The 16,175-nt window shown below is 67.6% G+C and carries 12 protein-coding genes; 4 read left to right on the top strand and 8 right to left on the bottom strand.

The window, feature by feature from the left end; translation table 11 throughout:
* The first annotated feature begins 47 nt into the window (after positions 1-47).
* On the top strand, positions 48-659 hold the full coding sequence (locus CKW34_RS15690; protein WP_059380766.1) for a hypothetical protein: 612 nt from the start codon (positions 48-50) through the stop codon (positions 657-659).
* Positions 656-1,936, top strand: coding sequence for an alpha/beta-hydrolase family protein (locus tag CKW34_RS15695; protein ID WP_064059820.1), 1,281 nt, complete (start codon positions 656-658; stop codon positions 1,934-1,936). Before CKW34_RS15690 ends, CKW34_RS15695 begins: the two co-directional genes overlap by 4 nt.
* Positions 1,937-2,018: 82 nt before the next feature.
* Here CKW34_RS15695 and gatA read toward each other — a convergent pair whose 3' ends face one another.
* Positions 2,019-3,494: an Asp-tRNA(Asn)/Glu-tRNA(Gln) amidotransferase subunit GatA gene (gene gatA / locus CKW34_RS15700; RefSeq protein ID WP_059380765.1), complete on the bottom strand. Its 1,476-nt coding sequence runs from the start codon at positions 3,492-3,494 to the stop codon at positions 2,019-2,021.
* Positions 3,491-3,790 (bottom strand): Asp-tRNA(Asn)/Glu-tRNA(Gln) amidotransferase subunit GatC, encoded by a 300-nt coding sequence (gene gatC, locus CKW34_RS15705; RefSeq protein WP_006554549.1) that lies wholly within the window; start codon positions 3,788-3,790, stop codon positions 3,491-3,493. Before gatC ends, gatA begins: the two co-directional genes overlap by 4 nt.
* Before the next feature lie 367 nt (positions 3,791-4,157).
* Between gatC and CKW34_RS15710 the strand changes: the two genes are divergently transcribed.
* Positions 4,158-4,808, top strand: a complete 651-nt coding sequence (locus CKW34_RS15710) for an ACT domain-containing protein (RefSeq protein WP_059380764.1) — start codon at positions 4,158-4,160, stop codon at positions 4,806-4,808.
* Between the two features lie 37 nt (positions 4,809-4,845).
* Here CKW34_RS15710 and CKW34_RS15715 read toward each other — a convergent pair whose 3' ends face one another.
* From CKW34_RS15715 to CKW34_RS15735, 5 genes are all read right to left on the bottom strand, one after another.
* On the bottom strand, positions 4,846-7,329 hold the full coding sequence (locus CKW34_RS15715) for a LuxR C-terminal-related transcriptional regulator (RefSeq protein WP_231921735.1): 2,484 nt from the start codon (positions 7,327-7,329) through the stop codon (positions 4,846-4,848).
* 225 nt (positions 7,330-7,554) lie between these two features.
* Positions 7,555-8,946 (bottom strand): glutamate decarboxylase, encoded by a 1,392-nt coding sequence (locus tag CKW34_RS15720; RefSeq protein ID WP_080968123.1) that lies wholly within the window; start codon positions 8,944-8,946, stop codon positions 7,555-7,557.
* A 55-nt stretch (positions 8,947-9,001) separates the two neighbouring features.
* Positions 9,002-10,987: a YhgE/Pip domain-containing protein gene (locus tag CKW34_RS15725; RefSeq protein WP_059380763.1), complete on the bottom strand. Its 1,986-nt coding sequence runs from the start codon at positions 10,985-10,987 to the stop codon at positions 9,002-9,004.
* 3 nt (positions 10,988-10,990) lie between these two features.
* A complete protein-coding gene (locus CKW34_RS15730) occupies positions 10,991-11,866 on the bottom strand; it encodes a hypothetical protein (protein ID WP_059380762.1) in 876 nt (291 codons plus the stop codon).
* 58 nt (positions 11,867-11,924) lie between these two features.
* The gene (locus CKW34_RS15735) at positions 11,925-13,205 is read right to left on the bottom strand and encodes a metal-dependent hydrolase family protein (RefSeq protein WP_059380761.1); all 1,281 of its coding nucleotides are present in this window, start codon (positions 13,203-13,205) and stop codon (positions 11,925-11,927) included.
* Positions 13,206-13,378: 173 nt separating this feature from the next.
* Between CKW34_RS15735 and CKW34_RS15740 the strand changes: the two genes are divergently transcribed.
* Positions 13,379-14,020 carry a hypothetical protein gene (locus CKW34_RS15740; RefSeq protein WP_059380760.1) on the top strand — a complete coding sequence of 214 codons (642 nt, stop codon included), beginning with the start codon at positions 13,379-13,381 and terminating at the stop codon, positions 14,018-14,020.
* 36 nt (positions 14,021-14,056) lie between these two features.
* Here CKW34_RS15740 and ligA read toward each other — a convergent pair whose 3' ends face one another.
* Complete coding sequence (gene ligA / locus CKW34_RS15745; protein ID WP_059380759.1) at positions 14,057-16,165, bottom strand: NAD-dependent DNA ligase LigA; 2,109 nt, start codon at positions 16,163-16,165, stop codon at positions 14,057-14,059.
* Positions 16,166-16,175: the final 10 nt, after the last annotated feature.

Here is a 16,175-nt window from a genome sequence, read left to right on the forward strand (position 1 = left end):
CCGTCGCGGGGTCCGGTGCAGGGCTACGCGTTCCTAGCGTCACCGGCATGACAGTGAGATCCGCAGCGGTCCGAGTCGCGTCGGTCGTCTTCCTCGCCACCGCAGCATATGCCGCCGTGCCGGGGGCGCTCGCCCACTCCGCCGCGCCCCCGACGGAGGACGCCGCGGCCGCAGCGACGGTGACGGCGCTCGTCGCCGACGACGCGGAGGGAGCACTGTCGTCCCTGCCGGCCGATTTCACCGCCGTGATGGGGTATGCGCCGATCGTCGAACAGTGGGCGGACGGGACGACGGTGCTCGCCGACCCCGAAGGTGACTGCTCCGCCCCGGTGCCGCTGCCGGCGGCGTTCGAATCGGCCTGCCGGGTGCACGATCTCGGGTACGACCTCCTGCGGTACGCCCACACCACCGGTGGCGAGCTGGGCACCGGTGCCCGCCGCGACCTCGACGGTCTGTTCGCGCGGCATCTCGACACCGTCTGCCGTTCCGAACCCGACATCACCTCCTGCACGCCGATCGCAGGGATCTCTTCTGCAGCAGTGGAATTCAACTCGTGGCGACAGGGCCACCGGACGCCTGTCGCGGAATCGCCGTGGGCCCTGGCCGTCGCTGCGGGCTCGGTCGCTCTGGGCTTCACGGCACGAAAGGTACGGCGATGACGATCCTCACGGTGGTTCTCGCGACGGTGATCTCCCTCGCCCCTCCCCTGCTGCCGCGACAGTCGGTCGTGCAGGGCGTCGTCACAGGGGTGTTCGTCGTGGTCGCGCTGGCCGTTCTCCGTCTCGTCGTGACCGCGCGGCGGCGGACCGGTCGGGCTCCGCGGCCGGCGAGGCCGGAACTGCGTGTGCCCGTCGCGCTCGTCGGCGGGTCCGTCGTGCTGGTCGCGGCCGCCGGTGCGCATCGGTGGCAGAACGGTCTGCGGGAGGCGCTGGCGGTCCCGGCGCTTGATGTGCGCTGGTGGCTCGAGGCACTGGCGGTCGCGATCGTGGTCGTCGCGGCGCTGCTCGCCCTTCCGCGCCTCGTGCACCTCCTGTCGCGACGCGGGGTGGCAGTGGCCGTCGCCGCGACGCTGGGAATCGGCGCCACGGTTGGGATCGGCGCCACGGCGGCCTTCTCACCCGGAGGGGCGATCGACACGGTCGCCTCCCCCACCGCGCTCTCGGTGGGACTGTCGGGTGGCGTGGGATCGGCGGTGTCATGGAACCGGTTGGGTCGAGAGGGGCAGAAGTTCGTGTCCCTGCCCTCCGAGGGGTCACCGATCCGGATCTACGTGCCGTTGTCGGCCGCACCGGATCCGTCTGCGCGCGCCGAGTTCGCGGTGGACGAACTCCGCCGGGCGAGAGCCTTCGACCGACCGCATCTCGTGGTGGCCGTGCCGACCGGCTCGGGCTGGGTCGATGCCGCTGCGGTCCGCGGCTTCGAGGGCCGGTGGGGCGACGATGTCGCCATCGTCGCCCAGCAGTACTCGGACATGCCGAGCTGGGCGACCTTCGTCCTCGATCGCGGTGCTGCGGAGGAGGAGGCCCGCGCGCTCGTCACCGCATTGCGGGCGCACCTGTCCACGCTGCCCGACGAGCGACGCCCCGCCCTGCACGTCTACGGGCAGTCTCTGGGAGCGACCGGCGCGAGCGCCGTCTTCGACGACGAACCGGAGCCGTGTGCACTGTTCCTCGCGGGGCCGCCCGCGGGGGTCCGCACCGCCGGTGCGAGTGTCCGGGCGAACACCTCCGACCCGGTGGTGTGGTGGCGGCCGTCGCTGCTGTGGTCGCCGCCCGATCTGTCGCATGCGCGCGCCGATGCTCCGACCCCGCCGTGGCTGCCGGTGGTGTCGTTCGTGAACACGACGGTGGACCTGCTCACCTCGCTGGAGGCAGCACCCGGTCACGGTCATCGCTACGGCGACGATCAGGCCCGATGCACCTCCTCCGACGGATAGATCGCGCCCGCACGGATCGGTGTCCGGATACACCGCGACCCGCCGGCCGACGAACGGCACGGCGGGTCGTGATGGGAAAGGATCAGGCGACGATGGGTCCTCGTGCCGCCTCGAAGGCCGCACCCACGCGGTACAGACGCTCGTCGGCCAGGGCCGGGGCCATGATCTGCAGGCCGACGGGGAGACCGTCGTCCGCCGAGAGGCCGGACGGCACCGACATCGCGCAGTGCCCCGCGAGGTTGGTCGGGAGCGTGCACAGGTCGGACAGGTACATCGCCAGCGGATCGTCGACCTTCTCGCCGAGCTTCCACGGCGTGAACGGGCTCGTGGGCGAGACCAGCACGTCGACCTGCTCGTAGGCCTTGTCGAAGTCCTGCGCGATGAGGCTCCGGACCTTGAGCGCCTGACCGTAGTAGGCCTCGTAGTAGCCGGAGGACAGCGCGTAGGTGCCGATCATGATGCGGCGCTTGACCTCCTTGCCGAAGCCGGCGGCGCGGGTCGCGGCCATGACCTGCTCGGCACTCATCGTGCCGTCGTCGACGCGCATGCCGTACCGCATCGCGTCGAAGCGGGCCAGGTTGGAGGAGACCTCCGACGGCAGGATCAGGTAGTACGAGGCGAGCGCGTACTCGAAGTGCGGGCACGAGACCTCGACGACCTCCGCGCCGAGCTTCGTGAGCGTCTCGACCGCCGCGTCGAACGAGGAGAGCACGCCGGGCTGGTAGCTGTCGGAGTGCAGCTCCTTGACCACGCCGACCTTCAGGCCCTTCAGGTCGCCGGCCGCACCCTGGCGCGCCGCCTCCACGACGGGACGCACGGGGGCGTTCACCGACGTCGAGTCGCGCGGGTCGTGCCCGGCGATGACCTCGTGCAGCAGCGCCGTGTCGAGGACGGTGCGGCCGCAGGGGCCACCCTGGTCGAGCGACGACGCGCAGGCGACGAGGCCGTACCGCGAGACCGTGCCGTAGGTGGGCTTGGTGCCGACGGTGGCGGTGACCGCGGCGGGCTGGCGGATCGAGCCACCGGTGTCGGTGCCGATCGCGAGCGGAGCCTGGTACGACGCGAGCGCCGCAGCGGAACCACCACCGGAGCCACCCGGGATACGGCTGGTGTCCCACGGGTTGCGGGTGGGGCCGTAGGCCGAGTTCTCGGTGGACGAACCCATCGCGAACTCGTCCATGTTGGTCTTGCCGAGGATGGGGATCCCGGCCTCGCGCAGCTTCGTGGTGAGCGTCGCGTCGTAGGGCGAGACCCAGCCCTCGAGGATCTTCGACCCGCACGTGGTGGGCATGTCCGTGGTGGTGAACACGTCCTTGAGCGCGAGCGGCACACCGGCGAGCGCCGAGGCCGGCTTCTCGCCCGCGGCGACGGCCCGGTCGACCTCGGCCGCGGCGGCGAGCGCCTGCTCGGAGGCGACGTGCAGGAAGGCGTTGTACTCGCCGTCCACCTCGGAGATGCGATCGAGGTGGGCCTGGGTCACCTCCACCGACGACAGTTCGCCGGCATGGATCTTCGACGCCAGGGTCGCGGCGTCGAGGCGTGTCGTATCCGTGCTCATTCGCCCTCTCCCAGGATCTGCGGGACCGAGAAGCGGTCCTCCTCGACGGCCGGGGCGCCGGAGAGCGCCTGCTCGGGCGTGAGACCGGGGACGACGACGTCGGGTCGCGTCACGTTGGTGACGGCGTTCGGGTTCGCCATGGGAGCCACATCGTCCGCGGCCACCTCCGACACCGCCTTGACGTGGTTGAGGATCGAATCCAACTGACCGGCGAACTCGTCGAGTTCGGCATCGGTCAGCGCAAGCCGGGACAACCGGGCGAGATGCGCGACCTCGTCACGGGAGATGGCAGGCACCGTGAATGGCCCCTTTCCGATGGAGAGTGAACGTCCTGTCCAGGGTAATGCGTCCTGGATGCGACGGCGCACGCGGTTCGGCGACATCACTCGTCGCACGGTCGGCGTCGCGTCCCGTCCACCGATGTTGCAAGCTTCGCAACGCTGTGTTGCGTTCGTGTGACATGCACCGTCGCGACCGGGGATTATCGATGGGGTCGGCATATTTTCGGATCTGCACCGTCCCGGACGCCGTCGCCGAGGTGCAAGGATGTGGTCTGCCAGAGGTCGACACGGGCCCCTGGGCCGGCACGCGGATGCCGGCGCACCATGTGCCGTCGGTGCGGCGTTCGTCGACGGCACGAAACCGACTGGGGAAAGGACTCACGTGTCGTACCTCTTGCGTGTCAGGCTCCCCGATCGTCCCGGTAGCCTCGGCTCGCTCGCCGTGGCGCTCGGTTCGGTCGGCGCCGACATCCTGTCGCTCGATGTGGTCGAGCGCGGCACGGACTTCGCGATCGACGATCTCGTCGTCGATGTCGAGCCGGGCAAGCTTCCCGACACGCTCCTCACCGCGGCCGAGGCTCTGCCCGGTGTGACGGTCGACTCGATCCGGCCCTACGCCGGAATCCTCGACACGCATCGCGAACTCGAACTGATCGATCACGTCGCCGCCGCCCGCGACGACCGCATCCAAGTCCTCGTCGACGGCGCTCCCCGGGTGCTCCGGGTGGGCTGGGCGACCGTGCTCGGGGTCGGCCCGAACGGCATCTTCCGCATCGCGGGGAGCCCGGGTTCGCCGGAGACCCATCTCAACGGTGTGCCCTGGATGCCGCTCGCCGAGGCCACCCTGCTCGACCACGACGGTGAGTGGGTGCCGCAGCTCTGGCGCGACATGGACACGATGCTCGCGGCCGCTCCCCTCGGCTCGTCCGAACGTGTCCTCGTCCTCGGCCGCCCCGGCGGACCGGAGTTCCGTCCGTCCGAGATCGCGCGCATCGGCTACTTCGCGGGCATCGTCGGCACCGTCCTCCGATAGTCCCCCGGGTTCCGGTCCCCAGGTTCCGGAACGGGTCTCAGCCGACAACGAGCCTGTGCGCCTGCGCGATCGCTTCCTCACGCGAGTGCACGCCCAGTTTCCTGTAGAGGGAACGCAATTGGGTCTTGACGGTGTTGAGGGTGACGAACTGTTCCTTGGCGATCGAGCTCGCGGTTCCGCCGGCGAGCAATGCCTCGAGGACCGCGCGCTCGCGCGGGGTCAGCCGTACGACGACACGGATCTCGCGGAAGACGCCGTACTCGGCCATCGCCGAGTCGAGATCGATCGGCAGGTCGACCCCGAGCGACAGGATGTCGCGCACGGCCGAGGGCGGGACACCGACGAACGGCCGTGTCACCCCGGCATGTTCCGCCAGCACCACGGCCCGCTGGAGATGCCGTCGCGCATCGGTGCGGCGACCGAGTCGCAGCGACGCCACCGATCCGATCAGGGCGAGTTCCGCACCGACGGCCGGACAGTGCTCACGGGCGGCATCCCCACGATGCACGATCACCTCCGCGCCTCCGGGATCGCCGCCGAGCAGACGCAATCGCGCACGGGCCGGAGCCGTGAGGGGGTGCGTCGAGCCGTCGAGCAGCTCGCGCGCCGCGCGGGCCTCGCCGAGCGCGAGGTGCAGGTCGGCACGCGCGGCATCGACCAACACCGCAGAGATACCGGTGAGGCGATGGGAGAAGTGCTGAAGTTCCGAATCGATGTACAGCAGGCCGTCGGCGGGCACACCGCTCAGCAGCGCCAGTCGCCCCCGCGCGTACATGACGGCCGCCCACAACTCTTCCGTGTGGCGGGGAGTGCCGAGTTCGGAGAGCGCGCGGAAGGCCGTGCCGGTGTCGAGCCTGTCGAGGGCCACGAGCGCGGTGGCGACCAGGCCCGCCGTACGGACGAGGGCCTCGGCCTCTCCCATGATCGGCGGATGCCGGAGCTCCTCCTCGATCCACCGGGTCGCCTCGTGGGTCCGGCCCCGGAGGGCTTCGAGGAGCGCGAGTTTGCCCGCGGCCTCCCGCTCGACGAACACACCGCGTCCCGCCGTGTGGGCACGGCGCAGCATCGTTCCGGCATCGGTGGTGCGTCCGCCGAGGAGGTAGACGGTGCCGAAGTTGAGGTATTTCAGTCCGTGGGCGTGCCGGGTCGTGTCGTCCAGCGTCTCGAAATCCGGCACGGGTTCGGTGGCCAGGCCGTCGCACACTTCCATCGCCTCGTCGTAGGCACCCTGCATCCGGAGACTTCCGAGGCGGAGGATCGTTTCGAAGGATTGCGGGAAGGCCCACTGCCCCGGCTCTCCCGCCTCGTTCCGGGCACGGGTGATCGTCCGCAGCGACGCGACGGTGCGATCGTTGGTCGCCATGTCGTCGGGGAGCAGCTCGAGCAGCACGATCCCCAGGGAGCGGAGCGATCCGCTTCCGTACAGTGCCACCCAGTTCTTCTCGACGATGTCGATCGCGCATCGCCAGTCGCGCCGCTCCACGGCATGTTCGAGCGCGATGTCCGGACGTGAGCGCTGCAACCAGTAGTCGATGAGAGCCGACCGCGCATCCCACAGTTCCTCGGGGTATTCGGCGCTGCCCACCCGCAGGAGTGATCTGCGGACGACCTCGGGATAGCACCAGGCGGTCTCGCCGTCCGTGGAGTCCTCGTCCGTCGAGCAGGCCTCGATCAGTCCCGACTCGGCCAGCGCGGTGAGGAAGGCGTCGCTGTCGTCGATGTGCGGTAGAGCCGAGATCGACGACTCCGTCACCGTGTTGGGTGCGGCGGAGACGAGGACCGAGCGGGAGGACAGTGCCAGTGAGGGATCCGCGGCCACGACATGCATGACGACGAGATCGACGGCCGAGTCGACCAGGACGTCGAGGGCGTCGGTGCCGTAGACCCGATCCGGCTTCTCGGCGCGCAGTGTCGCACACACCGCCGCGACGAATGCGGCGAATCCTTCGGTGCGGCGGGTGATCCACTCGATGGTGCGTTCGTCCCGCGCAAGTCCGAAGAGCCGGCACAGTGCAGCGGTCTCGTCCACAGTGAATGCCAGGTCGTCGTCGCCGACGATCGTCCTGCGCGGGTGTCCGTCGACGTGTTCGGCCCACGCCCCCGTGGCCCTGCTGGTGACCACGATCCGCACCTGTGGCCCGAGCCGCAGCAACTGCCCGACCCGGTCTTCGATCGCCTCGACCGACCGGACACCGTCGAGCACGAACATCACGGGCCGGGAGTGCCGGACCAGTATCGAACACAACGAGTCGAAGGAGCCTTCCGCCGCAACGGGTTCGTCGACTCCGAGGGAGGTACACAGCGACGATGCCACCGTCGCCCAGTAGGTCTCGGGTGTGACGTCGTGCGCGGGTTCGGGAATCACCACCGGCGCCCACTCGGGGCACGGGTCGGTCGCCAACCACGTGTCGACGAGGGTCGTCTTGCCGGAGAAGGGGCCACCGACGATCACGGCGAGTTCGGAATGCGCGAACAGAACGGAGAACAATCGGCGACGGGACAAAGGCAGTGTTCTCGGCACGTCCACTATCCCTTTCTCATCCGGGCAGCATCGTCCTCGAAACGGACTCACAAATGTGTGCAAATATTAGCAGCCGGCGGGGGAAATGACGGATTTCGCCGGAATTCGGATTGCGCGTCAGAATCACATCGAAGTAATTCCGCACCTCCATTCACACGGTCCACGAACGGATCTCACGCCGGCGGGGGAGAAACTCGGTGAGCTTCTCCCCCGCAGCGACTTCGTTCAGTGTGCGAATGCCTGGTCGGTGTGACCGCGACCGACACCCTTGCGGAGATATCCGACCACATCGGCGATGTCTTCACCGAGCTTGTGGGCGATGTCCCGACTGAAGCCCTCGCGAAGCACGATTCGCAGGACCGCGACGTCCTCCGCGTCGGCCGGCATCGTGTAGGCCGGGACCTGGAATCCGCGGGCCCGCAATTCGTGGGAGATGTCGAACACCGTGAAGCCGGGGTCGCCCGTCACCTCGAAGGAGATGACCGGGATGGCGGAGCCGTCCGTGATGATCTCCATGTTCTCGATCTCGGAGATCTGCTTCGACAGCATGAGCGCGGTGTCGCGCAGGCTCTCCATGATCTGCGTGTAGCCGGCGATACCGAGCCGGATGAAGTTGTAGTACTGACCGATGACCTGGTTGCCAGGACGCGAGAAGTTCAGTGTGAACGTCGGCATGTCGCCACCGAGGTAGTTGACCCGGAAGACCAGGTCCTCGGGCAGATGTTCCTTCGAGCGCCAGACGACGAAACCGATACCCGGATAGGTCATGCCGTACTTGTGACCACTGACGTTGATGGACACGACCCGCGGCACACGGAAGTCCCATTCGAGGTCCGGATGGAGGAAGGGCACCACGAAGCCACCGGAGGCGGCGTCGACGTGCAGCGGGACGTCCGGACCGCCGGAGGCCGCGAGCTCGTCGAGCGCGGCGGCGATCTCCGCCACCGGCTCGAGTTCACCGGTAAAGGTGGTGCCGAGGATCGCGACGACGCCGATGGTGTTCTCGTCGACCGCTTCACGGACCTGCTCGGGGGTGATGACGTAGCGGCCGGGCTCCATCGGCAGGTACTTCGGCTCGACGTCGAAGTAGCGGCAGAACTTCTCCCACACCACCTGCACGTTGCTGCCGAGCACGAGGTTCGGCTTCGACGCGTCCTTGCCGGCGGCCCTACGGGCCTCACGCCAGCGCCACTTGAGCGCGAGACCGCCGAGCATGACGGCCTCGGACGAACCGATCGTCGAGACGCCGGTGGCCGACGACGGATCGGCCGGATCGAGGTCTTCGGCGTGGAACAGGGCCGCGACCATGTTGACGCAGCGGGTCTCGATCTCCGCCGTGGCCGGATACTCGTCCTTGTCGATCATGTTCTTGTCGAACGTCTCGGCCATGAGACGACCCGCCTGCGGATCCATCCACGTGGTGACGAAGGTCGCCAGGTTGAGCCGCGAGCTGCCGTCGAGCATCAGCTCGTCGTGGATGAACTGGTACGTCGCCTCCGGATCGGTCTCCGACTTGGGAAGTCGCAGAGCAGGAATCGGTTCGGTACCGAGTCTGCCGGTGAAGGCAGGTGCGAGTGTCTCGGCTGGAGCATTGGACTCTGACATGGTTTCCTCCATTTCCCGCATCGAACACTCGTCGATCCGGTGACATCAGGACATACGGGGGCGGCTCTCACACCTCGATCGGCGGGTACAGCCTCTCCATCGTGTAGCGGCGGTTCCGCCGGACCGACAGGGCACTCAGGGTCAACGATACGAGCAGGATTCCGGCCAGAACAGCGATTGCGATCCACAATCGCGAGTCGATGTTCTCGGCGACGGTGAGCTGTCGCAGGCCGTTGACGGTGTAGGTCATCGGGTCGAACGGATGGATGTACTGGAACGGCTTGGCGGTGGTCGGCACGGGGTAGATACCGCCGGCCGAGACCAGTTGCAGCATCAGGAAGGCCAACGTCACCACACGGCCGACAGCGACACCGAAGATCGCGTTGAACGCCTGGATCATGGCCAGATACGTCGCGGAGATCAACATCAGGAACAGGATCGTGCCCACCACGTGCTTCACGTCCAGGCCGACACCGAAATGGACGACCGTGTACATCACGATCACCTGCAGGATGCCCACCAGCAGAGCCGGCCAGTACGACGCGAGAACCGTGCGGTAGGCGCCGAGTCCCACAACGGTCGGCCGCGACTGCAGCGGGGTGAGCAGCATCCAGGTGATGATGCCGCCGACAAACAGGGCGAGCGACAGGAAGAACGGCGCGAAACCGGTACCGAAAGTGGGTGCCTCGTTCGTGTAGTTCTGTTGCAGTGCAACCGGAGTCGACAATGTCTCGGCGGTGGCGGTGCGTTGTTCGTCGGTCCAGCTCGGCACCTGGGTGGCGCCTTGGCTCAGGGCCTGCGCGAGTTCCTGGGAACCCGACTGCAGCTCGACCATGCCCGAGGACAGCTCTCCTGCTCCGTCGGCCAACTGGAAACTGCCGTCGGTGAGTTGGACGAGACCCGAGTTCAGCGTGGCGGCACCGGAGCTCAGTTCGTTCACACCGCTGCGGAGTTGGTTCACCTCCGCCGCCAGACCACCGCTCGACAACGTCGCCAGAGCGCCCTGCAGCGGACTGTTCGGATTGCCGAGTTGGTATTCGAGCTGTTCGGCGTCGGCCTGCAGACGCACGATCTCTGCGCGCAAGGCGTCGGCATCGGTGGCCGCCTGTTGTGCCGTCAGTGGCGTCAACGCGGTGATCGCCTGCTGCACGACCGGATCGGAGCTCTGGTTCAGGATGTCGACGACCTGCTGCACGGCCTGGTTCACCGTCGACTGCGTTGTCTGCGGCACCCGTGATTCGAGCGCGTCGAGCGAGGCCCGCAGCTCCGCCGCCTGCCCCGCGACACCCGAGAGGGCACCGCTGTCGAGCGCGCTGAGCAGCGGACCGGTCACGCCGTCGATCGCAGTCGCCAGTTCGTTCGCGCCTGCTGCGAGCTGCGCCGATCCGTCCCGCGCCGTGACCATGTTCGTCGCGAGCTCCTGCGATCCCGAGGCGAGCTGGTCCGCACCGCTCTTGGCCGTGTCGATACCGTCGGCGAGCTGCCCGGCACCGTCGGCGGCCTGCTTCAGACCCGAGCCGGCGGTCTCGAGACCGGTGAGCACGGTCCCGACGCCCTGGGCGCCGATCGTGGAGTTCACCTGTCCGATCACCTGTTCGGACGCGTCCTGCCCGATGATCGTCGCGAGATAGTTGTTCGCGTCGTTGAAGGTGAAGACCAGATTCGCCTTCTCGGGGTTGTCGCCGTTGGGGGATTCCACCGCTTCGGTGAAATTCTCCGGAATCGTGATGGTGTAGTAGTACTTTCCGTCGGCCAGACCCGCGACGGCGTCCTCCTCCGACACCTCCGCCAGATCGAGCTGACCGGATGCGATGAGGGACTTCACGACCTGATCGCCGGCGTCGACCTGTTCCCCCGTCGACGAACGACCGGTGTCGTTGTTGACGATCGCCGCCGGGATCTTGTTCACCGCACCGAACGGGTTCCAGAAGGCCCACAGGTACATGGCGCCGTACAGCAACGGCATGAGAATGATCGTCGCGATCGCGATGCGCGGCATCGTGCCGCGGAAGTATCGCTTCGAGTCGCTACCGAGAGAGACGCCTGCGAGCACTCGTCACTTCCTCTTCGTCAGGACGCCGATGTCACCGGGTCCGAGCAGATCGTGCATGTCCACCACGGCCCGGACCCCGACGGCGGGATCGACAGGGTTCACGTCGCCGATGATCACCGACTGGTTCTCACCGAGCGCGACGAGCCGGTCGAGCAGGGTGGCGCGTTCGACGTCGTCGGCGATCCTGTCGATCCGGCCCACCGCCAGCAGTGGCGGACGTCGGGTGTTGGCCACCGCGATCCGCAGCAGCAGTTGCTGGAGTTCGGGGAGATCGTCGACGAATGCCTCGAGCGGTGGCAGCGGCACCTCGCCGAAGATCTCCTCGCACATCTCGGCGACACCGTCCTCACGGACTCGCGGAACGAACTTGTACCACGGGGAATCCCACCGCTTCTGCTCGGTGACGATGTCGCGCACGGTGACCGACGGGCGCACCTCGTCGAGCTCGTTCATGCACGCGATCGCCGACCGCGCGATGATCTTCTGCGGTCTGCCCTCGCCGAGAACCGTCAGCGATCCCCGTGTCAGTCGCATGCGACCGCACAGGGCCATGAGCAACGCGGTCCGTGCGGCGCCGGCCTGCGCGGCCAGAACCGTCACTCCCCCGGCATCGAGATCCAGATCGAGAGGCCCGAAGACGTGCCCCCACGGTCCGTGGAGTTCGATCCCGCGCGCCGACACGAGCGTGCCCGGGGTCTCCCGGGCGACCGCCTGCTGCACGGCCGGTGCGCCGTACGGAGGGGTCTCGACATCGTCCGGTCCGGCTGGGCCCGCCGATGTTCCGCTGTAGTTTCCGTCCGCGACGAAGGGGTCCTCGAGTTGCTCGTCCGACAACTCGTCCCATGCTTCTGCGTCGCTGTGCTGTCCGTAGTGGGTCACCGACCGTCCTTGCGCCGAACGAGTGGGGCGTCGTGTCGTGTCCGATGCGCGTCCACGATCACAGGCTGTTCTTGACGACGTGGCCGTTCTTCACGATGACCGACAGGTTCTTTGCCGGATCGGCGATCAGGCTCAGATCCTCGAGCGGGTTGCCGTCCACGAGGAGCACATCGGCCCAGGCGCCCTTGTCGATCACGCCCCACCGGGCCTGCCGGTACGGATCGCGCTCGCCTGCGAGCCGGAACAGTTCGGCGTTGCCGGAGGTGAGCATCCGCAGCGCGTCGAGATTGCTGTAGTGGTCACCGAGCCGCGCGGCCATCTCGCTCTGCCGCGGGGCGATCTGCGGCTCGAGCAGCAGGTCGGTTCCCCATGCGGTCTTCACCCCGTGCTTCTGCGCCCACTCGTAGACGTGGTCGGTACCGGTGCAGATCTGCTTGTCCTTCTCCGCGCGATCCGGATCGGGATAGTGGTGGTCGCCGAGCGCGAAGGGCTGCATCGACAACCACACTTCCTTCTCCGCGAGCAGGGCGACGGTCTCCTCGTCGGCGAGGTGTCCGTGCTCGATCGACTTCACCCCGGCCGCGACCGCGCGGCGGATCCCGGTGACGTTGTAGACGTGGGTGGCCACGTAGGTGCCGTAGTCGGATGCGGCCTGGACGGCCGCACGCAGTTCCTTGTCGATGAACTGGACGGTGTACAGCGGGTCGTACATGGACGCCGCCCCACCGCCGACCATCAGCTTGATCTGCGATGCGCCCTTCTTGAGCTGCTCGCGCACGGCCGCGAGGACCCGGTCCTCACCGTCGGCGACCCTCATGAAACCGATCTGTTCGGCGCGCGCCTGGTCTCCACCGAGGGCTGTGGGGCATTCGTAGACGAAGCCGAAGTCTCCGTGCCCGGAGGTCTGCGAGATCGCGGCCTGGGACGGGTAGATGCGCGGTCCGTCGAACAGCCCCCGGTCGATCACCGACTTGATGCTGCCGGTGTCGCCGGCCATGTCGCGGACGGCAGTGAAGCCGCGCAGCAGCATGTTCCGGGCCTCGGCGAGGCCGTTGAGCGCGATGTGCGCTTCGCTGCCCATCACCATGTCGATGTAGGAGTTCGCGTTGCCGACGAGGTGGACGTGCGCGTCGGACATGCCGGGCATGAGGACCCGCCCGCCGCCGTCGATCACTTCGGTTTCGCGACCGGGTTCGTCGCCGATCGGCGATTCGGACACGGCGACGATGCGGTCTCCGTCGATCAGTACGTCGCCGGTGACGAGCTCTCCGGAAATTCCGTCGAAAACTCGCACATTACGAAAAAGAAGGCGATGAGTGGACTTACCGGTCTCCGTCATGGCCGGAACGCTAACGCGCATCGAACAGGGCTTCCCGCCAACGAAAGAGTTTTCGTCTCATTTCACCCCGGCCGTTCACCCTTTTCGGAAACCGCCCTTGAACTGCACCTATCCGATCGGGTAGTTTCCTCCGAACACCCGCATATTTCCGGCCTCTGCCTTATACTGCGCCAATGCTGATTCACCCGACATTGCGCATGCAGTCCTGGGGATTCGTTATCGGGGCCGCCCTGTTCGCATTGGGATCGGCACCCGGAATTGCGACGATTCTCAGCACTGCCGGTGCAAATACTTCGTTCTTCGTGGGTTCCTGGTTCTTCACGGGTGCAGCATTCGTCCAACTGATGCTGAGTGGGCCGGCCACCGTCTCGGACAAGGGCAGCCCGGCGATCCGCGCCGACTGGCTCGCGTCGCTGATCCAGTTCATCGGTACGCTGCTGTTCAACGTCAGCACGGGGGCCGCACTGCATGCCCACACCGTCAAGGGCGAGATGCACCTGGTGTGGAACCCCAATCTCGAAGGCTCCCTGTGCTTCCTGGTGTCGAGCGCCATCGCGTGCGCGATCCTGTGGCGCTCCGGCTCGCATTGGGCGCCGCGCTCGAAGGATTGGATCAGCGGCTGGCTGAACATGCTCGGATCGATCGCTTTCGGGGTCTCCGCAGTCGGTGCGTTCGTCCTCGACGACGGAAACACTCTCGACCCGAGCCTGGCCAACGCCGGCACGTTCGTCGGCGCGATCTGCTTCCTCCTGGCCGCGGCCGTGTTCCTCGGCAGGCGCAACGCCGACGAACACGAATCCGCAACGGCCCCCTGAGAACCCGCCGACAGGGTACCTGCCGGCGGGGGCGTCTCAGTTCTGTCCTTCTCGCTCTTCCAGATAGGCCCGAGCGGCGTCGGGCCCCTCGTCGAGCAGAATCCGGAAACCGTCCTCGTCGAGCACGGGCACCCCGAGATCGGCCGCCTTGTCGGCCTTCGAACCCGGGTTGTCGCCGATGACGACGAAAGCCGTCTTCTTCGACACCGATCCGGCAGCCTTGCCTCCACGCGCGAGGACGGCCTCCTTGGCCTGGTCGCGGGAGAATCCTGCGAGTGTGCCCGTGACGACGATCGACAGTCCTTCGAGGGTCCGCGGGATGGATTCGTCGCGTTCGTCGGCCATCCGCACGCCCGCTGCCGCCCACTTGTCGACGATGGCGACGTGCCAGTCGACAGTGAACCAGTCGGTCACCGCCGCGGCGATCGTCGGTCCGACGCCCTCGACGGCCGCGAGTTCGTCGACGGATGCGGCCCGGATCCGGTCGAGGCTGCCGAACTCGGTGGCCAGCGCCCGCGCAGCGGTTGGTCCGACGTGCCGGATGGACAGGGCGACGAGCACGCGCCAGAGCGGTTGCTCCTTCGCCTTGTCGAGGTTCTGCAGCAGGCGCTCGCCGTTCTTCGACAGCACGCCCTTGGTGGTGCGGAAGAACGGGATGCGTTCGAGATCTTCCTTCGTGAGCGAGAACAGATCGCCCTCGTCGGCGATGATCTTCCCCTCGAGCAGTGCCGTCGCCGCCTCGTAGCCGAGCGCTTCGATGTCGAACGCTCCCCTGCCCGCGACGTGGAAGACCCGTTCGCGCAACTGCGCCGGGCACAGTCGCGAGTTGGGGCAGCGCAGGTCGACGTCGCCCTCCTTCGCCGGGGCGAGCGGTGTTCCGCACTCGGGGCACCGGGTAGGCATCTCGAATGCGTACTCGGAACCGTCGCGCAGGTCGACGACCGGGCCGAGCACTTCCGGGATCACGTCGCCGGCCTTGCGGATGACCACGGTGTCGCCGATGAGCACGCCCTTGCGCTCCACTTCGGACGCATTGTGCAGTGTCGCCAGCGACACCGTGGACCCGGCGACGGTGACCGGCTCCATGTAGGCGAAGGGGGTCACGCGCCCGGTGCGCCCGACGCTGACGCGGATGTCGAGGAGCTTGGTGGTGACCTCCTCCGGCGGGTACTTGTAGGCGATCGCCCACCGCGGGGCGCGGGACGTGGCGCCGAGACGGCGGTGCAGCCCCATGTCGTCGATCTTGACCACCAGGCCGTCGATCTCGTGTTCGACGTCGTGGCGGTGTTCGCCCCAGTACCGCATCCGCTCGACGACCGCGTCGGCGCCCTGCACGCGGGTGGTGTGCGGGGAGACGGGCAGCCCCCAGGCCGCGAAGGCGGCGTAGGCGTCGGATTGCGAACGGGGCTCGAAACCCTCCATCCGGCCGTAGCCGTGGCAGTACATGCGCAGGCGCCGACGCGCGGTGACGGCCGGGTTCTTCTGGCGGAGCGAACCGGCGGCGGAATTGCGGGGATTCGCGAAGGGAGGTTTGCCCTCGGCCACCAGCCCGGCGTTGAGGGTCTGGAAGTCCTCGAGCCGGAAGAACACCTCGCCGCGCACTTCGAGCAAGGTCGGAATCGGGTATCCGTCGCTGCCGGTGAGCTTTTCGGGAACGTCGTCGATCGTGCGGGCGTTGAGGGTGACGTCCTCGCCGGTGCGTCCGTCGCCGCGGGTGGCCGCGCGGACGAGTTTGCCGTTCTCGTAGACGAGACTCAGCGCCACGCCGTCGATCTTCACCTCGCACAGATAGTCGGGGTGGGTGCCCGTCTCGGCCTCGGCGCGCGAGAGCCACGCGCGTAGTTCGTCCTCGTCGAAGACGTTGTCGAGGCTGAGCATGCGTTCGAGATGCTCGACGGCACCGAACTCGGTGGCGAAGCCGCCGCCGACCAGCTGGGTGGGCGAATCCGGCGTGCGGAGTTCGGTGTACTGCTCCTCGAGCACCTGGAGTTCGCCCAGGAGCGCGTCGAACTCACCGTCGGAGATGATGGGGGCGTCGCGCACGTAGTAGCGGAACTGATGTTCGCGCACCTGTTCAGCGAGATCCTGCCAGCGCTCACGCGCCTCCGGAGGAGCGGTGATGGGTGCGTCCGTCGGTTCACTCACAGCCTGCAAG

It is taken from the genome of Rhodococcus rhodochrous (genome assembly GCF_900187265.1).
Taxonomy (GTDB): Bacteria; Actinomycetota; Actinomycetes; order Mycobacteriales; family Mycobacteriaceae; genus Rhodococcus; species Rhodococcus rhodochrous.